This is a genomic window from Peribacillus sp. NPDC096540 (assembly GCF_050278525.1).
GTDB lineage: Bacteria > Bacillota > Bacilli > Bacillales > DSM-1321 > Peribacillus.
Genome location: NZ_JBNNTG010000029.1, coordinates 49,847 through 72,584, shown reverse-complemented (window position 1 = coordinate 72,584; position 22,738 = coordinate 49,847). Strand labels below are relative to the sequence as shown.

Annotated in this window: 20 protein-coding genes, 1 rRNA gene and 1 riboswitch; of the genes, 20 read left to right on the top strand and 1 reads right to left on the bottom strand. The window is 41.3% G+C overall.

Going from position 1 to position 22,738, the window contains the following annotated elements:
* From rrf to purD, 14 genes are all read left to right on the top strand, one after another.
* Positions 1-95, top strand: a 5S ribosomal RNA gene (gene rrf, locus ACQKMR_RS21505); the annotation flags it as partial.
* A 332-nt stretch (positions 96-427) separates the two neighbouring features.
* On the top strand, positions 428-628 hold the full coding sequence (locus tag ACQKMR_RS21500; protein ID WP_056522824.1) for an NETI motif-containing protein: 201 nt from the start codon (positions 428-430) through the stop codon (positions 626-628).
* Positions 629-702: 74 nt separating this feature from the next.
* A riboswitch (purine riboswitch) is annotated at positions 703-804 on the top strand.
* Between the two features lie 175 nt (positions 805-979).
* On the top strand, positions 980-1,468 hold the full coding sequence (gene purE / locus ACQKMR_RS21495; RefSeq protein WP_053344200.1) for a 5-(carboxyamino)imidazole ribonucleotide mutase: 489 nt from the start codon (positions 980-982) through the stop codon (positions 1,466-1,468).
* A complete protein-coding gene (purK, locus tag ACQKMR_RS21490; protein ID WP_427699148.1) occupies positions 1,452-2,612 on the top strand; it encodes a 5-(carboxyamino)imidazole ribonucleotide synthase in 1,161 nt (386 codons plus the stop codon). The genes purE and purK overlap by 17 nt, the downstream gene beginning before the upstream one ends.
* Complete coding sequence (gene purB, locus ACQKMR_RS21485) at positions 2,609-3,901, top strand: adenylosuccinate lyase (RefSeq protein ID WP_427699147.1); 1,293 nt, start codon at positions 2,609-2,611, stop codon at positions 3,899-3,901. The genes purK and purB overlap by 4 nt, the downstream gene beginning before the upstream one ends.
* 103 nt (positions 3,902-4,004) lie before the next feature.
* Complete coding sequence (purC, locus tag ACQKMR_RS21480; protein ID WP_427699146.1) at positions 4,005-4,724, top strand: phosphoribosylaminoimidazolesuccinocarboxamide synthase; 720 nt, start codon at positions 4,005-4,007, stop codon at positions 4,722-4,724.
* Positions 4,717-4,971: a phosphoribosylformylglycinamidine synthase subunit PurS gene (gene purS, locus ACQKMR_RS21475; protein ID WP_098177030.1), complete on the top strand. Its 255-nt coding sequence runs from the start codon at positions 4,717-4,719 to the stop codon at positions 4,969-4,971. Before purC ends, purS begins: the two co-directional genes overlap by 8 nt.
* The gene (gene purQ / locus ACQKMR_RS21470; RefSeq protein ID WP_427699145.1) at positions 4,968-5,654 is read left to right on the top strand and encodes a phosphoribosylformylglycinamidine synthase subunit PurQ; all 687 of its coding nucleotides are present in this window, start codon (positions 4,968-4,970) and stop codon (positions 5,652-5,654) included. Before purS ends, purQ begins: the two co-directional genes overlap by 4 nt.
* Positions 5,638-7,860 (top strand): phosphoribosylformylglycinamidine synthase subunit PurL, encoded by a 2,223-nt coding sequence (gene purL / locus ACQKMR_RS21465; protein ID WP_427699144.1) that lies wholly within the window; start codon positions 5,638-5,640, stop codon positions 7,858-7,860. Before purQ ends, purL begins: the two co-directional genes overlap by 17 nt.
* The gene (purF, locus tag ACQKMR_RS21460; RefSeq protein WP_427699143.1) at positions 7,845-9,260 is read left to right on the top strand and encodes an amidophosphoribosyltransferase; all 1,416 of its coding nucleotides are present in this window, start codon (positions 7,845-7,847) and stop codon (positions 9,258-9,260) included. Before purL ends, purF begins: the two co-directional genes overlap by 16 nt.
* Positions 9,261-9,302: 42 nt before the next feature.
* Positions 9,303-10,331, top strand: coding sequence for a phosphoribosylformylglycinamidine cyclo-ligase (gene purM / locus ACQKMR_RS21455; RefSeq protein WP_201183241.1), 1,029 nt, complete (start codon positions 9,303-9,305; stop codon positions 10,329-10,331).
* Positions 10,328-10,897 carry a phosphoribosylglycinamide formyltransferase gene (gene purN, locus ACQKMR_RS21450; RefSeq protein ID WP_427699142.1) on the top strand — a complete coding sequence of 190 codons (570 nt, stop codon included), beginning with the start codon at positions 10,328-10,330 and terminating at the stop codon, positions 10,895-10,897. Before purM ends, purN begins: the two co-directional genes overlap by 4 nt.
* A gap of 27 nt (positions 10,898-10,924) precedes the next feature.
* Positions 10,925-12,457, top strand: a complete 1,533-nt coding sequence (purH, locus tag ACQKMR_RS21445; protein ID WP_427699141.1) for a bifunctional phosphoribosylaminoimidazolecarboxamide formyltransferase/IMP cyclohydrolase — start codon at positions 10,925-10,927, stop codon at positions 12,455-12,457.
* 19 nt (positions 12,458-12,476) lie between these two features.
* Positions 12,477-13,748: a phosphoribosylamine--glycine ligase gene (purD, locus tag ACQKMR_RS21440; RefSeq protein WP_427699140.1), complete on the top strand. Its 1,272-nt coding sequence runs from the start codon at positions 12,477-12,479 to the stop codon at positions 13,746-13,748.
* Between the two features lie 53 nt (positions 13,749-13,801).
* Here the strand turns inward: purD and ACQKMR_RS21435 are convergent, their stop codons facing one another.
* Entirely contained in the window at positions 13,802-14,068 is a 267-nt protein-coding gene (locus ACQKMR_RS21435; protein ID WP_427699139.1) for a YgaP-like transmembrane domain, read from the bottom strand.
* 147 nt (positions 14,069-14,215) lie between these two features.
* On the opposite strand from ACQKMR_RS21435, the gene ACQKMR_RS21430 reads away from it, so the two are divergent.
* The 6 genes from ACQKMR_RS21430 (at position 14,216) to ligA (ending at position 22,738) form a co-directional block, all read left to right on the top strand.
* Complete coding sequence (locus ACQKMR_RS21430) at positions 14,216-15,961, top strand: adenine deaminase C-terminal domain-containing protein (protein WP_427699138.1); 1,746 nt, start codon at positions 14,216-14,218, stop codon at positions 15,959-15,961.
* Positions 15,962-16,004: 43 nt separating this feature from the next.
* Positions 16,005-17,042, top strand: a complete 1,038-nt coding sequence (locus ACQKMR_RS21425; RefSeq protein WP_427699137.1) for a DUF3048 domain-containing protein — start codon at positions 16,005-16,007, stop codon at positions 17,040-17,042.
* 27 nt (positions 17,043-17,069) lie between these two features.
* Positions 17,070-17,384, top strand: a complete 315-nt coding sequence (locus ACQKMR_RS21420) for a YerC/YecD family TrpR-related protein (RefSeq protein WP_053344215.1) — start codon at positions 17,070-17,072, stop codon at positions 17,382-17,384.
* Between the two features lie 234 nt (positions 17,385-17,618).
* Positions 17,619-18,302, top strand: a complete 684-nt coding sequence (locus ACQKMR_RS21415; protein ID WP_427699136.1) for a heptaprenylglyceryl phosphate synthase — start codon at positions 17,619-17,621, stop codon at positions 18,300-18,302.
* Between the two features lie 77 nt (positions 18,303-18,379).
* Positions 18,380-20,629: a DNA helicase PcrA gene (pcrA, locus tag ACQKMR_RS21410; RefSeq protein WP_427699135.1), complete on the top strand. Its 2,250-nt coding sequence runs from the start codon at positions 18,380-18,382 to the stop codon at positions 20,627-20,629.
* 102 nt (positions 20,630-20,731) lie between these two features.
* Complete coding sequence (ligA, locus tag ACQKMR_RS21405; RefSeq protein WP_427699134.1) at positions 20,732-22,738, top strand: NAD-dependent DNA ligase LigA; 2,007 nt, start codon at positions 20,732-20,734, stop codon at positions 22,736-22,738.

The window sequence follows — 22,738 nt, the reverse complement described above, 5'->3', positions numbered from 1 at the left end:
GTCACACCCGTTCCCATTCCGAACACGGCAGTTAAGCTCTTCAGCGCCGATGGTAGTTGGGGGTTTCCCCCTGTGAGAGTAGGACGCCGCCAAGCCATTTTGAAAAGATCAGCCATCCTGGCTGGTCTTTTTTGTGTTTATATAATGGGAAAGGGTATCGAAAAAAAGAACTAGGGATGATAATCAGGAAGTCGTCATGCCGATTAACCAGGATGGTGTGATTCCAGAAATAATCTTTTTCCACCTTGTGTTTATTTTTTGAATATTAAGATTATTAATTTGTTAAAATAGCGATGGATTTCTTCAGGAATAAATCTTGCCTTTATCTGTTCTTTTCATTATACTAGGGAGAATTTATTAATGAATATAAGCGAAGTATGATGAGAAGGAAGGTAAATAATATAGAATTCGGGAAAGGAACGGTTTTGTGAGTAAGAAGAGCAAGGAAAAGTTTGAAGTTATAGATGGAGAAACAATTGATGCATGTCTAGATCGAATTAAAGCAGCAGGTTACTTTCCTGTAAGACGAACGGAAGAACCTATTTTTGCCGAAAGAATCGAGAATGGAAAGGTTCATTATGAGCCAGTTAATAGAAAAATCGTATTCGAAGCGAAATTAATCGAGTAAAACACGAACGTTTTTTTGATATCATGTAAAAATATTCGATTTTATCTTGACATTAAAATAGCGTAAAGGTAAGATGAAGTTAGATTAATACATCTCATATAATCCTGGGGATATGGCCCAAAAGTATCTACCTAATGACCGTAAATCATTGGACTATGAGAAAAGCATCTGACTAATTCGGAAACTAGCCAAGTCTTTTTGTGTTTTTTTCAAAGGCTTTCTTCCGGGCAGATTGCTTTCTCTATGAGGAAGCGATCTGCCCGGTTTTTTAATTTACATGATATAGATAATTATAAGCGTCCATCTGCATACTCAGGACGTCTTAATATGAGTGTTGGAGGGAAAGATGATATGAAGCCGCAAGTTGGGGTTATTATGGGAAGTGTCTCAGATTGGGAAACGATGAAATATGCATGTGAATCATTGGAACAGCTCGAGATTCCTTATGAAAAACGAGTCGTTTCCGCCCACCGTACGCCGGATTTGTTATTTGAATATGCAGAGAGTGCAAAAGAGCGAGACCTTAAAGTGATTATTGCTGGTGCAGGTGGGGCAGCTCATCTTCCTGGTATGACAGCAGCGAAAACGATTGTCCCTGTGATTGGCGTGCCTATTCAATCGAAGGCGTTAAATGGTATGGATTCGTTATTATCGATTGTTCAGATGCCTGGTGGCGTACCTGTTGCGACGGTGGCAATTGGGAAAGCTGGAGCAGTCAATGCTGGTTTGTTTGCAGCTCAGATATTAGCTGCTTTCGATTCTAAAATTGCTGATAGATTAGAGGCTTTACGAGACGAAACCAGAGAAAAGGTGTTACAGAGCAGTGAACAACTTAAATAATACAATCATTTTACCGGGTCAGACCATTGGAATCATTGGCGGTGGGCAATTAGGCAGAATGATGGCCTTGTCGGCTAAGGCATCGGGCTTTAGAATAGCAGTTCTTGAACCAACTACAGATGGTCCATGTGCGCAAGTGGCAGATATTGAGATCACTGGTGCTTATGATGATATTGATGCATTGAAAAGATTAGCGGATGTCAGTGACGTCATAACCTATGAATTTGAAAATATCAGTTCAGACGCTCTAGATTGGTTAAAGCAACATGCGTTTCTTCCACAAGGGTCGGAATTATTAAAGCTTACACAGGATCGCCTGACTGAAAAAAAAGCCATATCGAATGCAGGAGCATCGGTTGCTCCATATCAGGAAATACAGGATATTTCAGAAATTTATCTTCATATAGAAAAAATAGGGTACCCTAGTGTGTTAAAAACGACGCGGGGCGGTTATGATGGAAAAGGGCAGTTGGTCATTAAGGAAGAAGCCGATATTAGAAAGGCAGAAACCCTGCTCCAAACAGGTGTATGTGTGCTAGAAGCCTGGATCCCTTTCGTAAAAGAAATCTCAATTATCGTGACGCGTAAAACAAATGGTGAGGCATGTCATTTTCCGATTGCGGAAAATATTCATGTTGAAAATATCCTTCATAAAAGTATTGTCCCTGCTCGTATCAGTCATCAGGCTGAGCAGAAGGCGATTCAAGAGGCCTTACAGCTTGCGGAGAAACTTGGTTTAATAGGGACATTGGCTGTTGAGATGTTTTTAACCGATCAGGATGAGATCATCATTAATGAGCTTGCGCCAAGGCCTCATAACTCTGGTCATTATACAATGGAAGCGTGTGAGACGTCACAGTTCGAACAGCATATACGTGCTGTATGCAATTGGCCGCTCGGAAATACGGCATTATTGAAGCCAGTAGTAATGGTAAATATTCTAGGTGAACATATGGAACCTTTATTGGATGAAATTCCAAAGCTTTCAGATTGGAAGGTTCACCTTTATGGAAAGAAAGAAGCCAAGTTGAAACGGAAAATGGGGCATGTGAATATTTTACGTCCAACGATTGAGGAAGCTCTTTTAGAAAGTAATCAAAGCAAAATATGGAATCAACAGGTTGAAACGGAGGAAGTAAAATGATTGAACGTTATACCCGCCCTGAGATGGGAAATATTTGGACAGAAACTAACCGCTTTAACGCGTGGTTGGAAGTGGAAATCTTAGCTTGTGAAGCATGGTCTGAACTTGGTGTAATTCCAAAAGAAGATGTACAACTTCTTCGTGAAAATGCAACGTTTAATGTGGATCGGATCAATGAAATTGAAAAAGATACACGTCATGACGTGGTTGCCTTTACACGTGCCGTATCCGAAACATTAGGTGAAGAACGGAAATGGGTGCATTACGGATTAACTTCTACGGATGTGGTTGATACAGCCCTTTCATATGTGATTAAACAAGCGAATGATATCCTTTCGAAGGATTTGAATAACTTTGTTGAGATTCTGAAAAACAAAGCGAAAGAACATAAATATACGGTCCAAATGGGACGTACACATGGAGTTCATGCAGAACCGACTACTTTTGGTTTGAAACTTGCTCTTTGGTATCAAGAAATGAAACGCAATGTCGAACGTTTCGACGAAGCAAGAAAAACCATAGAGGTTGGAAAAATCTCTGGGGCTGTCGGAACATATGCTAACATCGACCCGTTCGTTGAAAAATTCGTTTGTGAAAAATTGGGCCTTGAAGCAGCGCCTATTTCAACACAGACATTGCAGCGTGATCGCCATGCTCACTATATGAGCACATTGGCTTTAATTGCGACATCCATTGAAAAATTCGCAGTGGAAATTCGCGGCTTACAAAAAAGTGAAACACGTGAAGTCGAAGAGTTCTTTGCAAAAGGACAAAAAGGATCTTCAGCGATGCCTCATAAACGGAATCCAATCGGTTCTGAAAATATGACAGGAATGGCACGCGTAATCCGTGGTTACATGATGACAGCATATGAGAATGTAGCATTATGGCACGAACGTGACATTTCGCATTCTTCTGCTGAGCGTATCATCTTGCCGGATGCAACAATTGCTTTAAACTATATGCTGAATCGCTTTAGCAACATCGTGAAAAACTTAACTGTTTATCCAGAAAATATGAAACGTAATATGGACCGTACACTTGGATTGATTTTCTCACAACGTGTGCTGCTATCCCTTATCGATAAAGGTCTTGTCCGTGAAGAAGCATATGACACTGTACAACCGAAAGCGATGGAAGCATGGGAGCTTCAGGTTCCATTCAGAAGCCTGATTGAAAAGGATGATAAGATCACAAGCTTGCTTACAAAAGAAGAACTTGATGATTGTTTCGATCCTACACATCATCTGAAAAATGTTGATGTAATCTTTGATCGTTTAGGTTTATAAAAATAAAGGCGGCAAACATACCATCCTAAGCAGTTGATATGTTTGCCAAGCCTAACTAATAACAAGAAGATTCATAATATTCACAATGTGGGGGTCTGGACAGATGGAAAAACGAGAATTGCTGTACGAAGGAAAAGCGAAACAGATTTATGCAACGGACAACAGTGAAATAGTATGGGTGGAATACAAGGATTCGGCAACAGCGTTTAACGGTGAAAAGAAGTCAGAGATTACTGGAAAAGGTAAGTTAAATAATCAAATTACTAGCTTACTATTTTCAAAGCTTGCCCAAGAAAATATTCCATCCCATTTTATTGAAAAGCTTTCCGACCGAGAGCAGCTAGTTAAGAAGGTCTCTATTATTCCTCTTGAAGTGGTCGTTCGAAATACGGCTGCTGGCAGTTTTTCTAAAAGAACGGGAATTGAAGAAGGACAACCACTGAAGAAAACGCTCGTTGAGTTTTATTATAAAGATGACGAACTCGGTGATCCTCTGTTAACAGAAGACCATATTGAAGAATTAGAACTTGCAAGCAAGGAAGACGTAGCCATTTTAAAAGAAAAAGCTCAAGAAATTAATAAGGTTTTAACAACCTTATTTAAAGAGATGGACATTAAATTGATTGACTTTAAATTAGAGTTCGGTAAAACACCGGATGGAGCCATTCTCCTGGCTGATGAGATTTCGCCCGATACGTGCCGTTTATGGGATGTAGCAACGAACGAAAAATTAGACAAAGACGTATTCCGTCGTGATTTAGGTAGTTTAACAGACGCTTATGGAAAAATTCTAGCAAAGTTGGAGGGTATTCAACATGTATAAGGTTAAGGTATATATCACATTACGCGAAAGTGTATTAGATCCACAGGGAGCAGCAGTTCAGCAATCACTTCACAGTTTAACTTATAACGAAGTAAGTGATGTACGCGTGGGGAAATACATTGAACTCACAATTGAAGATACGGACCGTGATTTGGATCAGCTGGTGAAGGAAATGTGTGAAAAACTATTAGCCAATACGGTAATTGAATCTTACCGTTATGATGTTGAGGAGGTTATCACCCAATGAAATTTGCTGTCATAGTTTTCCCTGGTTCCAATTGTGATGTCGACATGTACCATGCGATAAAAGATGCACTAGGGGAAGAAGTGGAGTATGTTTGGCATTCCACAGACAATCTAGATGAATATGATGGGATTCTCCTTCCAGGCGGTTTCTCTTACGGAGACTATCTTCGCACAGGTGCAATTGCCCGTTTCTCCAATGTAATGGCGGAAGTTGTAAAAGCAGCTCAAGCAGGAAAGCCTGTTCTTGGCGTCTGCAATGGTTTTCAGATTTTACTTGAAGCAGGCCTTTTACCTGGAGCAATGCGCCGTAATGATGGCTTGAAATTCATTTGCCGTAATGTAGGATTGAAGGTTGAAAATAATCAATCCATGTTTACAACAGGCTATTCATTACATGAAACGATTACGGTACCAGTGGCTCATGGTGAAGGAAATTACTACTGTGATAATGAAACATTGGCTGAATTAAAACAAAATAACCGCATCTTGTTCACTTATGATGGTGAAAATCCAAACGGAAGCTTGGAGCAAATAGCGGGAATTACAAATGAACAAGGAAATGTCCTCGGAATGATGCCTCATCCCGAACGTGCTGTTGATTCGCTGCTTGGCAGTAAAGACGGCTTAAAGATTTTTCAATCCATCGTAAAAAACTGGAGGGAATCACATGTTATTACAGCTTGAACCAAGTCCGGAAAAAATTAAATCGGATCGTTTATATGCAAGTATGGGACTATCTGATGAAGAATTTGCAATGGTGGAGAAAATCTTAGGCAGACTGCCGAATTATACGGAAACTGGATTGTTTTCGGTAATGTGGTCAGAGCATTGTTCCTACAAAAATTCAAAACCCATCTTAAGGAAATTCCCGATTACTGGGGAGAAAGTGCTTCAAGGTCCTGGTGAAGGAGCGGGTATTGTCGATATCGGTGACAATCAGGCAGTTGTTTTTAAAATAGAAAGTCATAACCACCCATCGGCAATTGAACCTTATCAAGGTGCTGCTACTGGTGTCGGCGGTATTATCCGTGATGTTTTCTCCATGGGTGCCCGTCCCATTGCGATGTTGAACTCGCTTCGCTTCGGTGAGCTTGAGAATGATCGTGTGAAATATTTATTTAAAGAAGTGGTTGCTGGGATTGCAGGATACGGAAATTGTATCGGAATTCCAACTGTAGGTGGAGAAATTCAATTTGATCCATCTTATGAAGGAAATCCTCTAGTTAATGCAATGTGTGTCGGTTTAATCGATCATAAGGACATTAAAAAAGGGCAAGCACATGGAGTAGGCAACACAGTGATGTATGTGGGTGCCAAAACAGGACGTGATGGTATTCATGGAGCAACATTTGCTTCTGAAGAGTTGTCGGAGTCTTCAGAAGAAAAACGGCCTGCCGTACAAGTAGGTGATCCTTTCATGGAGAAACTGCTTCTAGAAGCATGCCTTGAATTAATTCAAAATGATGCTCTTGTTGGTATTCAAGATATGGGAGCAGCAGGTCTTACAAGCTCATCTGCTGAGATGGCGAGTAAAGCTGGCTCTGGAATAAAAATGAACCTTGATTTGGTACCGCAACGTGAAACGGGAATGACAGCATATGAAATGATGCTTTCTGAGTCACAAGAGCGGATGCTGATCGTTGTTACAAAAGGACGCGAACAGGAAATCGTTGACTTGTTTACGAAATATGACCTAGAAGCGGTCGCTGTTGGTGAAGTAACGGATGATAAAAACCTAACACTTTCTCATCAGGGTGAAGTCGTTGCTGAGGTTCCAGTTGATGCATTGGCTGAAGAAGCTCCAATTTATAACAAGCCATCTGCAGAACCGCAATATTTCCGTGACTTCCAAAGCATGACAGCAGAAGTGCCAGACATTGAAGATTACAGAGAAACCCTTTTGGCATTATTGCAGCAACCGACAATTTCGAGTAAAGAATGGGTATACGACCAATATGATTACATGGTCCGAACGAATACAGTCGTGTCACCTGGATCAGATGCAGCGGTTGTACGTGTCCGGGGCACAAATAAGGCCCTTGCCATGACGACGGATTGTAACTCCCGCTATATTTACTTGGATCCTGAAACAGGCGGTAAAATCGCAGTAGCTGAAGCGGCTCGTAACATTATTTGTTCAGGTGCAGAACCTCTAGCAATTACAGATTGCTTGAATTTTGGAAATCCAGAAAAACCTGAAATCTTTTGGCAATTGGAAAAAGCGGCAGACGGCATGAGTGAAGCTTGTCGAAGATTAAATACGCCTGTAATTGGGGGAAATGTCTCTCTTTACAATGAAACGAATGGGGAAGCAATCTATCCAACACCTGTAGTTGGGATGGTGGGCCTAGTAAACGATCTTCAACATATCACAACGCAAACGTTCAAAAATGAATCAGATTTGATTTATGTGGTCGGCGAAGCGAAAGTGGAATTTTGGGGCAGTGAGTTACAAAAAATGCTCGAAGGAAAAATATTTGGGCGTGCCCCAGAACTTGATTTAATTGTTGAACAAAAGCGTCAGCAGCAAATTCTTTCAGCAATTCAAACAGGACTTGTTTCATCAGCTCATGACCTTGCTGAAGGTGGTTTGGCAGTTGCTTTATCTGAATCTCTATTCGGAGCAAGTAACCTTGGAGCAAAAGTAAATTTATCTGGAGAACTCGTATCAGAACTGTTTAGTGAAACGCAATCACGCTTTTTACTATCTATAAGTCCTGAAAATCAAGCGGCTTTTGAAGCACTAGTTGAAGATGCCGTTTGTATTGGTTCAGTAACAGCGGATAATAAATTAGTAGTGACGGCAGGCGGCGAAAACAAGGTATTGGTAGCAGACGTCGAAGAGTTACAAACAGCTTGGAAGGGAGCTATACCATGCTTGCTGAAATAAGAAGCCTAAACGAAGAGTGTGGCGTAGTTGGAGTCTGGGGACATCCCGATGCAGCACAGCTTGCTTATTACGGGTTGCATAGCTTACAACATCGTGGTCAAGAGGGAGCAGGCATCGTGGTTACGGATGGTGAGCAGATGTCTATCTCGAAGGGTGAGGGTCTTGTCACTGAGATATTCACAGCTGAAAAAATGCAGGAACTTTCCGGTTCAGGAAAAGCCTCGATCGGCCATGTCCGTTATACAACGGCAGGCGGCGGCGGGTATCAAAATGTTCAGCCTTTCTTGTTTAATTCACATACAGGGGGGCTGGCTCTCGCTCATAATGGGAATATCGTCAATGCTCGCCAGTTAAAAGCACAGCTAGAAGGACAGGGCAGCATCTTTCAAACGACATCGGATACGGAAGTTTTAGCACATTTGATAAAACGTTCTGGTTATTCCGATGTGAGAGATTCTGTGAAAAGCAGTTTAAGCATGTTGAAGGGTGCTTATGCATTCGTCATCATGACAGAAAACCAAATGATTCTGGCAAGGGATCCGCATGGTTTCCGTCCACTTTCCCTAGGGAAAATAGGCAATGCGTATTTCGCTGCATCTGAAACATGCGCCCTTGATATCGTAGGAGCGGAATTCGTCCGTGATATTGAACCGGGTGAACTTGTTGTCATTACTGATGAGGGCATTACATCCGAATACTTTTCGCTTTCAAGTCAACATGCAATGTGTACGATGGAATATGTGTATTTTTCCCGTCCGGATAGCAACATTGATGGAATTAATGTTCATACAGCTCGGAAAAATCTTGGCAAGCAAATGGCACTTGAAGCGAAGATTGAAGCCGATGTCGTCACTGGAGTTCCTGATTCAAGCATTTCTGCGGCAATTGGCTATGCTGAAGCTGCAGGCATTCCTTATGAAATGGGCTTAATTAAAAACCGTTATGTTGGCCGGACATTTATTCAGCCGTCACAGAGTCTACGTGAACAAGGTGTGAAGATGAAACTTTCACCAGTAAGAGGGGTCGTAGAGGGTAAACGGGTCGTTATGGTTGATGATTCAATCGTACGTGGAACAACGAGCAGAAGGATTGTCCGCATGCTAAAAGATGCAGGAGCAAAAGAAGTTCACGTTGTAATCAGCTCACCACCAATTAAAAACCCATGTTTTTATGGTATTGATACGTCGAAAAAGGAAGAATTAATCGCGAACTCTAAATCGGTGGAGGAAATACGTGAAATTATTGGTGCTGATTCATTAACTTTTTTAAGTGTCGAAGGTATGGTCGAAGCAATTGGTCGTCCGTTTCCTGGAGAAACGCGCGGTTCATGTCTAGCTTGCTTCACCGGAAATTATCCGACAGAAATTTTTGATTACGAACGAGAAAAAGCAAAATGTTAATAATGTCGGAAATGAAGAGTGATTTTCGGAGGAGGATTTCAAATGGCTAATGCATATAAGCAGGCTGGTGTCGATATTGAGGCTGGTTATGAAGCGGTAAATCGAATGAAAAAACATGTAAAGCGCACATTTCGTCCGGAGGTAATGAATGGACTGGGCGGTTTCGGAGGCATGTTTGATTTGTCTTCCCTGAACCTTAAAGAGCCTGTGCTAATTTCAGGAACGGATGGAGTCGGGACAAAACTTCTGCTCGCTTTCATGATGGATAAACATGATACTATTGGGGTCGATTGTGTAGCTATGTGCGTCAATGATGTTGTCGTTCAGGGCGCTGCGCCTTTATACTTTTTAGATTATATTGCCTGCGGTAAAGCGGATCCTGAACGGATAGAAATGATAGTCAAAGGGATTGCAGACGGCTGCGAACAGGCAGGTTGCGCTTTAATCGGTGGTGAAACGGCGGAAATGCCAGGCATGTACGAAACGGAAGAGTATGATGTGGCAGGATTTACTGTTGGAGCTGTTGAAAAATCACGCTTAATTACGGGTGAGACAATTTCGGCGGGTGATGTTGTTATTGGGCTTGCTTCAAGTGGTATTCACAGTAACGGATATTCTCTAGTTCGTAAAATCCTTCTCGAAGATTCAGGAATGGATCTACATGAATTCGTACCGGAGTTTGATTGCAAATTAGGCGATGAATTATTGAAACCGACAAAAATCTATGTCCAGTCCATTTTGTCCACACTTGAAAAGTTTGAAGTTAAGGGACTTGCCCATATTACGGGTGGAGGATTCATCGAGAATATTCCTCGTATTCTTCCTGAAGGTTGCGGTGTTGAAATCGGGCTTGGAAGCTGGACGATTCCGCCTGTATTCTCGTTCCTTGAAGAAAAAGGGAACCTTGTTCAAGAGGAAATGTTCAATATTTTCAATATGGGGATTGGCATGACGGCTGTCGTGAAAAAAGAGGATGCGGCCGCTGTGGTTGCTCATCTACAGTCATGCGGTGAACAGGCTTCAGTTATTGGAACGATTGTGGATGGAAATGGAGTGTCGTTTAAACAATGAAGCGACTCGCAGTCTTTGCATCAGGTAACGGAAGTAATTTCCAATCAATTGCTGACGCAATTAAAGATGGAAATCTGGAGGCGGAAATCTGCCTTGTTGTTTGCGATCGTGAAGATGCGTATGTGCTTGAAAGAGCTAGGCTTGAGAATATTAGAACCTTCTCTTTTTCAGCGAAAAAGTATTCAAGTAAGATTGAGTTTGAAACGGAAATTTTAGAGAAACTTCGTCAACATGAGGTTGAATTTATTATTTTAGCTGGTTATATGCGTTTAATTGGGCCGACATTATTACAGCAGTATTCACACAGAATCGTTAACATTCATCCTTCACTTTTGCCTAATTTTCCAGGCAAGGATGCAATTGGTCAGGCTTTTGACGCTAGAGTGGATGAAACCGGGGTCACGATTCATTATGTCGATGATGGAATGGACACGGGCCCAATCATTGCACAAAAGACTGTACCGATTCTTGCAGGAGATACGAGAGACAGTCTCCAAATAAGGATTCAGGAAACGGAACATGGCATGTATCCATCAGTTTTGCAGCAGCTATTCCAAAAGAAATAACATACATTATGGAGGGACCAACATACCATGAAGAAACGTGCTTTAATTAGTGTATCGGATAAAACAGGTATTGTAGAATTTGCTAAGGGATTAATAGAAGCAGGGTTTGAAATTATTTCAACCGGCGGTACGAAAAAAACGTTGCAGGATAATGGTGTAGACGTGATTGGAATCAGTGACGTCACTGGTTTCCCGGAAATTTTAGATGGACGCGTTAAAACGCTTCATCCGAATGTCCATGGAGCAGTTTTAGCAAAACATGGTGATGCAGATCACGCGGCACAGCTTGCAGAACATAATATTGAGCCTATTCAACTTGTCTGTGTAAACCTATACCCATTCCAAGCTACAATTTCTAAACCGGATGTTACTGTAGAAGATGCAATTGAAAACATTGATATCGGTGGACCGACAATGCTTCGTTCTTCTGCAAAAAACCACGAGTATGTGACGGTTATCGTTGATTCCAATGATTATCCAACCGTATTGGCTGAGCTGAAAGACGGAGGAGTTTCAAAAACAACGAATCGCCGTTTGGCTGCAAAAGTCTTCCGCCATACTGCAGCATATGATGCTGTTATTTCTGAATACATGACAGAGCTCGCTGAAGAAGAGAATCCAGAATCATTGACTGTTACTTATGAATTGAAACAGTCGCTTCGTTATGGGGAAAATCCGCATCAAAAGGCAGCTTTTTATAAAAAACCGCTTGGTTCGGTTTTCTCAATTGCTGAAGCGAAGCAAATACACGGAAAAGAGCTTTCTTTCAACAATATTAATGATGCAGATGCTGCACTTCAAATTGTTAAAGAATTCAATGAGCCCGCAGCAGTAGCTGTCAAACATATGAATCCTTGTGGCGTCGGTGTCGGAACGACCATTTTAGAAGCGTACGAAAAAGCATACGAGGCGGATTCTACTTCCATCTTTGGTGGAATCATTGCCCTGAACCGTGAAGTAGATAAAGCGACTGCGGAAAAGCTTCATGAAATTTTCCTTGAAATCATCATTGCTCCTGGGTTCACAGAAGAGGCAGTGGAAGTATTAACCAGCAAGAAAAACCTTCGCTTGTTAACAATTGATTTCAACGCAGCTAAAAAACCTGAACGAAAATTGACTTCAATTGAAGGCGGATTACTTATTCAAGATCGTGATGCACACAGCTTGAAGGACGCAGAAGTAAAAGTAGCAACAAAACGCGAACCTACCCTTGAAGAGTGGAAAGCCCTAGAACTTGGCTGGAAAATCGTGAAGCATGTGAAATCCAATGCAATCGTGGTATGTAACGATCAAATGACATTAGGTGTTGGTGCTGGTCAAATGAACCGTGTCGGAGCTGCAAAAATTGCTCTAGAACAAGCCAGTGAAAGAGCAACAGGCAGTGCCTTGGCATCGGATGCTTTCTTCCCAATGGATGATACTGTTGAAGCGGCAGCGAAAGCAGGCGTTACGGCAATCATTCAACCGGGTGGCTCTGTAAAAGACCAAGATTCAATCAAGAAAGCTGATGAATATGGAATTGCAATGGTATTCACAGGGATTCGCCACTTTAAACATTAATCAAAGATGAGGTGCGATAATGAATGTACTAGTGATTGGCCGGGGTGGCAGAGAGCATGCTATTGCCCGCAAACTGTTTGAAAGTAAACGGGTGGAGAAAGTTTTTGCAGCACCAGGAAATCCGGGCATGACCGATGTAGCAAATCTGGTGCCCATTGAAGAAACAAATCATGAGGATTTGGTTGCTTTTGCAAAAGAAAATGCAGTTTCATTGACGGTAATTGGCCCAGAAACGCCATTATTGAACGGACTAGCTGATGACTTTGCGAAAGCGGGCCTACAGGTGTTCGGCCCAAATAGCAGGGCTGCGGTCATTGAAGGAAGTAAATCTTTCGCTAAGGATTTAATGAAGAACTACAGCATTCCGACAGCGGAATATGAAACGTTTACTGATTTTGATTCAGCAAAGGCTTATATTGAAAAAATGGGCGCACCCATTGTTATTAAGGCAGATGGCCTGGCTGCAGGCAAAGGTGTCGTAGTCGCAATGACGATGGAAGAGGCGTTAGACGCAATCCACGATATGCTTGTTGGAGCTAAGTTTGGAGAAGCTTCTGCCAAAGTTGTTATCGAGGAATATCTCGATGGCGAGGAATTTTCGTTGATGGCATTCGTCAATGGTGAAAAAGTGTATCCAATGGTTATCGCCCAAGATCATAAGCGCGTTTTTGACGGAGATCAAGGTCCAAACACAGGCGGAATGGGCGCCTATTCACCGGTGCCGCAAATTTCCGATGATATGGTTCAGCAAGCAGTCGAAACAATCTTACAGCCAACAGTAAATGCGATGATTTCAGAAGACCGTCGTTTTACAGGTATTTTATATGCGGGATTAATTGCTACAGAAAAAGGGACAAAAGTCATTGAGTTCAATGCACGTTTTGGAGATCCGGAAACGCAAGTTGTTTTGCCGCGGCTAAAAACGGATTTCGTTGATACACTTGAAGCGGTCCTTTTAGGTAAGGATTTACAACTTGAATGGCATGAAGAAGCAGTACTTGGGGTAGTAGTAGCGGCAGAGGGGTATCCTGGAGATTACAAAAAAAATTCAATCATTAAAGGGTTGGACAAGATTAATCCAGATGCTCATATTTATCATGCAGGAACTGCTAAAAATAGCGAGGGGTTTTTTGTTTCAAACGGTGGCCGTGTGCTGCTGGTTGCTGCAAAAGGAAAAGATTTAGCCTCTGCTCAAGCTGAAGTATATAAAGAATTGAGTCATGTACAAAAAGACGGCTTGTTTTGGCGTACAGATATCGGTTATCGTGCCATTCAATACAATTTATCCTGATAATTTGAAAGAAGCTGACTCTAAGAGAGTCAGCTTCTTCTTTAGAAAAAGATTTAATATGAATCAGTTGGATTAAAGTTATTTTCCATTTTTTGTTCTTTTTTCATTAATGTTTGTCCATTTTCCATAGCGTCCACGATTGGACAATAGCGTAGAATGCCTTCACCTATTTTCATAGCAGATATCATGACGACAAATAAGTAAGATTGGTTTTTCCAAGGTTTTTTAACCATTTTTGCTGTTGCCCATGATAGAAGGGTAAAACCACAGGTAATCCGCATAAGTGCATTTATTATACTAATATTTTGTTTAAACTTCATAATAAGTACATCCTTTCACAAAAAATTAACAATTTTTCAGTTAACATTACTGTGCTAATCCAGTAAGTATGTTAGTATGAAATGAAATTGGGTTAAAAATGGTTTTTTTTATTGCATTTGTTTCAAAAAAATTATGGGGGAATGTTTATGCTTGAACAGCGCTATAGATGGAAAAATAAACATCTACGTGAACATATTGATGTGCTGGATGGCAATAGGGCACCACACATTCTGCTTAAAAATACGACTTATTTAAATCAGGCTTTACGAAAATGGGTGAAAGCGAATATCTGGATATATGATGATCGCATAATCTATGTTGGCGAAAAGCTTCCTGAAAATATAGACCGCTGCGAAATGGTTGATTGCACAAATCAGTACTTGGTCCCGGGATATATTGAGCCACATTCACATCCTTCTCAATTATATAATCCCCTTTCTTTTTCACGTTATGCATCTCATTTTGGGACAACGACATTAATCAATGATAACTTGCCATTTCTATTGCAATTAGAAAAAAAGAAAGCGTTTTCTCTTTTGAAAGAACTTCGTAATATTCCTGTTACAATGTATTGGTGGAGTCGCTTTGATGGACAAACGGAATTGGTCGATGAGGATACGGTATTTTCACATGGTGCAGTTAAATCTTGGCTAGAGCATGATGCCGTACTACAGGGCGGTGAACTAACGGGATGGCCGAAGCTTCTCGACGGGGATGACATGATGTTGCACTGGATTCAGGAAGCTAAGAGGATGAGGAAGAAAATAGAAGGACACTTTCCGGGTGCGTCGGAGAAAACGTTGGCGAAGATGACTTTGTTTGGTGCTGATTGTGATCATGAGGCAATGACAGGCGATGAGGTCATGTCACGTCTGCTACAGGGTTATTATGTTTCACTAAGGCATTCTTCCATCCGACCGGATCTTCCTAAGATGATACAAGAAATACATGATCTGGGCATCGATCATTATGACAAATTTTTTTATACAACAGATGGATCACCTCCGTCTTTTTATGAGGGTGGTTTTATAGACTGTTTAATCAAAATAGCAATAGAGCAAGGTGTTCCGGTCATTGATGCTTATAATATGGCAACCATCAACATCGCCCGCTATTATAACATTGAATATCTTCATGGAAATATTGCTACTGGAAGGGTTGCCAACATTAATTTTCTAACCGATAAAGAGGAACCCGCACCAGTTTCTGTAATGGCAAAGGGGAAATGGGTAAAACGAGATGGTGAAGTAATTCCCGATTCACAGGAAATCAACTGGAGCGATTTTGATTTTAACCGGCTTGAGCTCGATTGGGATCTCAGTTTAAAGGAAGATTTTGAATTTTCTATGCCGTTTGGAATTGAACTGGTCAATAACGTAATCACGAAGCCATATTCACTTTCTAATGACGTTGGTCATGAAGAACTGACCTTTAAAGATGATGAATGCTTTTTCATGCTCATTGATCGTGAAGGTAAATGGCGTATTAATACGATACTAAAAGGCTTTGCCAATAAACTTTGTGGTTTTGCAGGTTCTTATACAAATACGGGTGACATAATCTTAATTGGTAAACGGAAACAGGATATGCATTTGGCATTTAACCGCCTGAAGGAAATTGGTGGTGGTATCGTTTTGACTGAACACGGCCAGGTGATACATGAACTGCCTTTAAAATTAAAAGGAATCATGTCCAATAAGGAGGTTCCTGAACTAATTAAAGAAGAGAACGAGTTGAAAAAGTTGCTTCGTGAAAGAGGTTATCGCTTCGCTGACCCGGTGTATACCCTTTCATTCTTTTCAACAACTCATCTTCCCTATATAAGGGTAACCCAGCGAGGAGTATATGATGTAATGAATAAAACTATACTCTTTCCTACTATAATGCGTTAAAATATAAGAGAAGAAATGGTTAAAAAATCAGGGGAGTGGAAAGATGAAATTTAAGAGAGTTCTTTTCATCATTATTGCTATTTTTCTGCTAGCAGGCTGTTCGACTAAAGAAGAACCTGTACTAGATGACAGTAAGCCGAAAGATGCAGCTGTCATTAAAAATACAGATGTTAAAAATGAGCCTTCCAACATGTTTCCACTTACTGGTGTAGCCACGAATGAAGATACCGAGCAAAGGGCTGTAGCTGTGATGATTAATAATCATCTAAAAGCGCGTCCACAATCTGGTCTCTCAGATGCAGACATAGTCTATGAATTGCTGGCGGAAGGCGACATAACCAGACTTTTAGCTGTTTATCAAAGTAAAATGCCGAACCAAATCGGACCGGTTCGGAGTGCAAGGGACTATTATATCGAAATGGCCAAAGGTTTGGACTGCATCTATGTGTGTCATGGGAATAGCCCCGAGGCAAAAACCATGCTGGACAAAGGATATATTGATAACTTGAACGGCTTATATTATGATGGTACTTTGTTTCAGCGCTCTACAGATCGAAATGCACCCCATAATTCCTACACTTCTTTTGATAATATTGAAAAGGGCGCGAAGGAAAAAGGATATGAGCTGACCGGTGCACCAGAGCCATTTACCTTCCTTACAGAGGAAGAGGCGGTTGGTCTGCAAGGGGAATCGGCTTTGGAAATTGAGATATCCTACGGATCGGCAGCGTTCAATGTTAAGTATGAATATGAAGGAACAGAAGAGAAATATAAACGTTATTCGAATGGTGAGCAAACAGTCGAGTATAAATCTGGCAAACCGATTTTACTGGATAATATATTCATCATTGAAGCCGATCATCAGATAGTTGACGATAAAGGACGCCGCAAAATTGATTTGAAAAGTGGCGGAAAAGGTTATTTACTTCAAAAGGGGAAGGCCAATGAAGTAGAATGGGTTAATAAGGATGGTCGAATTATACCAGTGAAAAACGATAAAGAAGTAGGGTTGATACCGGGGAAAACTTGGGTCAATATTATTCCGAATCAACCTGGTTTAGTAGAAGCCGTCTCATTTTGATACCCATGAAAATTGAGGGGGAGAAACATGCAAATTGATAAGTTAAGAGGGAAAGAAACGGATCAGCTGTTTAAGTCGATACTTTCCTTGCGCGATTTAGACGAATGCTATCGATTTTTTGATGACTTATGTACTGTCAATGAAATTTCATCATTAGCACAGCGCCTTGAAGTAGCCCGTATGCTTGAAGAAGGTAAAACCTATCATAAAATCGAAAACGAAACAGGAGCTAGCACGGCCACGATTTCTAGGGTTAAACGCTGTTTAAACTACGGAAATGATGCCTACACCATGGCTCTTAACCGTATAAAGGAAAACGTTGAAGAAACAACGGAATCTTAATGAATTCGATTTTTTATATTGTATGAATTAGAAAAAGCCGAGGAATTCGTTTCCTGGCTTTTTATTTTGAGCATAGCGTTTTCTATAGCAGCTGCCTTCCAGGCGTATCCGTGTTATATTGGATTTTAGATTCAGAGGTTTCCTGTTGGTAAACATTTTATCGACACTTCTCTTTTTTAATGAAAAATCTTAATGCTATAATGGTGTAATGGGAAGTGTGAATGGAGGATTATAATGTACGATTTTCGCGAGTGGAAACATGTTTTCAAACTCGATCCAAATAAAGAAATAAGCGATGAGGCGTTAGAAAAAGTCTGTGAATCTGGTACAGATGCAATTATGGTTGGAGGCACAGATGGAATTACGCTTGAGAATGTACTTCATTTAATGGCGCGAGTTAGGAGATATACAGTCCCATGTGTGATGGAGATTTCATCAGTTGAAACAGTGACGCCGGGATTCGATTTATATTTTATTCCGAGTGTCCTAAATAGCACCAATCCGGATTGGATGATGAGACTGCATCAGCAAGCAGTCAAAGAATACGGATACCTTTTGAATTGGGATGAAATTTTCGTAGAAGGATATTGCATCTTAAATCCTGAGTGTAAGGTAGCTCAATTGACGAAAGCCAATACGAATCTGGATATGGATGATGTGGGCGCTTATGCAATGATGTCAGAAAAGATGTTCAAACTTCCGGTTTTTTACCTTGAATACAGCGGTGCTTATGGCGATGTCCAGATGGTGGAAGCCGCGAAAGAGAGTTTGGAGAATACTGTGCTATTCTACGGCGGTGGGATTAAATCAGTAGAGCAGGCCAAAGAGATGTCGGAGTTTGCGGACGTTATCGTTGTTGGTAATGTAATCTATGAAGATTTGAAAACGGCGCTTGCAACAGTTGAGGCAGTAAAATGAAAATTTGACCAAAATGTAAATAGGGAAAAAATATAGTATACTAAAACGAAACGAATGTTCGTATAGGTGGTGTGATAATGCAATATTTAGCGGAAAAATTACTTATAGGTTTGAATGAACAGCAACAAAAAGCAGTAAAAGCAACAGATGGTCCACTCCTAATTATGGCTGGGGCAGGAAGTGGAAAGACGCGTGTGCTGACTCACCGTATTGCTTACTTGATGGTTGAGAAGGAAATAGCACCTTGGAATATCCTTGCAATCACGTTTACTAATAAAGCTGCACGTGAAATGAAAGAAAGAATCCGTACCATTCTGGGCGGTGCATCCGAAGATATCTGGATTTCAACGTTCCACTCGATGTGTGTCCGTATTTTGCGAAGAGATATTGATCGGATTGGATTTAATAGGAATTTCTCAATATTAGATACGACGGATCAGCAATCAGTCATTAAGCAAATTATGAAAGACCGTAATATGGATACAAAGAAATATGATTACCGGGCCATTTTAGGTAGTATCAGTTCAGCAAAAAATGAATTGGTCGGACCAGAAGAATACCTCAAAACTGCGTCAGATTATTTTACAAAAGTAACGGCAGATGTATATACAGAATACCAAAAGCGTTTGCGGAAAAATTCAGCCCTAGATTTTGATGATTTGATCATGATGACGATTCAATTGTTCCAACTTATACCGGAAGTGCTAGAATATTATCAACGAAAGTTTCAATACATTCATGTTGATGAGTATCAAGATACAAACCGGGCTCAATATATGCTTGTTAAACTGCTAGCTTCACGATTCCGTAATCTCTGTGTTGTAGGGGATTCAGATCAGTCGATCTATCGCTGGCGCGGTGCGGATATTGCGAATATCCTTTCATTTGAAAAAGATTATCCGAATGCCAATATGATTTTCCTTGAACAGAATTATCGTTCAACGAAAAAGATTCTTGAAGCGGCAAACAAGGTCATCGATAATAATCGAAACCGGAAGCCAAAGAATCTTTGGACCGAGAATGTAGATGGTAATAAGCTTTTCTATTACCGTGCAGACAATGAACAAGGGGAAGCACAATTTGTAGCTGGAAAGATAAATGAATTAGCTAAGGACGGCAGTAGAAAATATTCCGATATAGCAATCCTTTACAGAACAAATGCGCAATCACGGGTTATGGAGGAAGTGCTGCTTAAATCCAATATAAACTATGCAATCGTCGGCGGCACTAAGTTCTATGATCGTAAAGAGATTAAGGATTTACTTGCCTATCTTCGTCTAATTGCAAACCCTGATGATGACATCAGTCTTCGCCGTGTAATAAATGTACCCAAACGTGGCATTGGTGCAACTTCAATGGACAAAGTGGCAGATTATGCAGATCAATATGATCTTTCCATTTATAAAGCTCTTGAGTCCGTGGAAATGATTGGGATAAGCGGGAAGGCTACCAAAGCAGCAAGGGAATTCCACACGTTAATTACTAACTATACAAATCAGCAGGAGTACTTATCTGTGACGGAACTGGTGGAAGAAGTCATTAAAAAAACCGGTTACCGTGAGATGCTGCAAGCAGAAAAAACAATTGAATCACAAAGCCGTCTTGAAAATATAGATGAGTTTTTATCTGTAACGAAAGCATTCGAAAGTAACAGCGAGGACAAATCATTGATTGGCTTTTTAACTGACCTGGCGTTGGTTGCTGATATTGATCAACTAGATGAGAACTCCGAAGAAGCTACAAATACGGTAACGTTGATGACACTACATTCGGCGAAAGGTCTAGAATATCCGGTAGTCTTTTTACTTGGCCTTGAAGAAGGGGTTTTCCCTCATAGCCGCTCGCTCATGGATGAGGAGGAGATGGAAGAAGAACGCCGTCTTGCTTATGTGGGGATTACAAGGGCTGAAAATGAGTTGTTCATAAGTAATGCCCAAATGCGGACACTGTATGGACGGACGAGCATGAATCCAGTGTCACGTTTCATCGGTGAAATACCAGAGGAACTTCTTGAAGATCTTAAACCGAAACCGGCTCCTAGATCAAAGCAGACTCCATTCAGTTCTCCGGCTAGAACAGGGAACACTGCGATGGCTTCCACAAGAAAAATGCCTACCTTTGGGCGAGCTGTTTCTGCCCCATCTGCAACAGGCGGTGAAGAGATTGGTTGGGCCGTTGGTGACAAGGCTTCCCATAAAAAATGGGGGATTGGAACCGTGGTGAGTGTAAAAGGAGAAGGCGAAGGAAAAGAACTGGATATTGCATTCCCAAGTCCAATCGGCATTAAACGCCTATTGGCCAAATTTGCACCAATAGAAAAAGCCTAAGCTATGAATATGCGTCTACTGGTGAAGAATAGGGATATCTGACTTAGACACCGCTCTTCTAGATGAAGTGTGGTGGAGTCTTCTTTAGAAAGGATTGAACGTATGGACATACAAGCTGCAGAGAAGATTGTTCTTGAGCTGCAAACTTTATTGAACCAATATAGCTATGAATATTATGTGATGGACCAGCCATCCGTACCTGATGCTGAATATGATCGGCTTTTACGTGAATTAATTGAGTATGAAGAGAAATTTCCCGAGCTGAAAACAGCAGATTCTCCAACACAGCGGGTCGGTGGGGCCATCCTGGATATGTTCGAAAAAGTGGAGCATACGACACCGATGCTTAGCCTAGGTAATGCTTTCAATGAAAGTGACTTACGCGATTTCGACAGAAAGGTCCGACAGGCTGTAGGTGACGATTTTTCCTATGTATGTGAATTAAAAATAGATGGACTTGCCGTCACACTTCAATATGAAAATGGATATTTCGTAAGAGGAGCAACCCGAGGAGACGGAACAATTGGTGAAGATATTACAGAAAATCTGAAAACAATCAAGTCAATTCCATTGAAGGTTCGGGAGCCTATTGCCATAGAAGTGCGTGGTGAGGCATTCATGCCAAAAAAATCATTCGAATCTCTAAATAAGGCGAAGGAAGAACGCGGGGAAGAACCTTTTGCAAACCCTCGTAATGCAGCTGCTGGCTCTTTGAGACAACTTGACCCAAAACTTGCCGCGAAACGGAACTTAGATGTATACCTTTATTCGATTGCTGATTTAGGTGAAACAGGGGTCCGTTCTCATAGCGAGGGTCTAGATTTATTGGATGAACTAGGGTTTAAAACAAATAAGGAACGAAAAACCTGTACGAATATAGAAGAAGTTCTTGCCTATATTGAAGAATGGACTGCACAACGTCCAAACTTGGCCTACGATATCGATGGAATTGTCGTAAAAGTGGATTCACTTGAACAGCAGGATGAACTAGGCTTTACGGCAAAAAGTCCGCGATGGGCGATTGCCTACAAATTTCCAGCCGAAGAAGTCATCACAACATTACGAGCTATCGAGCTGAATGTTGGCCGTACGGGAGTGTTGACACCAACGGCTGTTTTGGATCCTGTCCGGGTAGCGGGAACGACTGTGCAACGAGCTTCGCTGCATAACGAAGATTTAATCCGTGAAAAGGACATCCGTATTGGAGATCAAGTGGTCGTGAAAAAAGCCGGCGATATCATTCCAGAGGTCGTCAATGTACTAGCAGAACGTCGAACGGGGGAAGAAGTCGAGTTCCAGATGCCGACTGAGTGCCCAGAATGTGATAGCGAGCTTGTCCGACTGGACGGGGAGGTCGCCTTACGATGCATCAACCCGAAATGTCCGGCACAAATCCGAGAGGGTTTGATTCACTTTGTATCACGGACAGCAATGAATATCGACAGTTTAGGTGAAAAAGTAATTAGCCAGTTATTTAAGGAAGCGCTCATACAGGATGTAGCTGATATTTATAAGCTTACATACGATCAAGTGATAGCATTGGAACGGATGGGAGATAAATCCGTCAATAAACTCCTTCAGGCAATCGAGGCTTCGAAAAGCAATTCGCTAGAAAAATTACTATTCGGGCTTGGTATCCGCCATGTTGGTTCGAAAGCAGCGAAGACCCTTGCGAGGGAATTCGGCACTATGGAAGCCTTAAGCAAGGCGAGCCGTGAAGAACTTACAGCAATTAATGAAATTGGAGAAAAAATGGCTGATTCCATCGTAGCGTATTTTGAATTGGAGGAAGTTCATGCACTGTTGAATGAGTTGGAAACAGCCGGTGTGAACCTTACCTATAAAGGGGCAAGAGCTGTTTCTATAGAAGAAATCGATTCCATTTTCGCTGGAAAAACAGTCGTTTTGACAGGGAAACTGCATCAGCTAACACGTAATGAAGCGAAAGAAAAATTAGAGGCGCTAGGAGCTAACGTTGCTGGAAGTGTCAGCAAGAAAACGGATTTGGTCGTGGCCGGTGAAGATGCTGGTTCCAAACTAGAAAAGGCAGAAAGCCTAGGCGTTCTCGTATGGGATGAAGAGAGACTGATTGAGGAACTAAAAAAATAA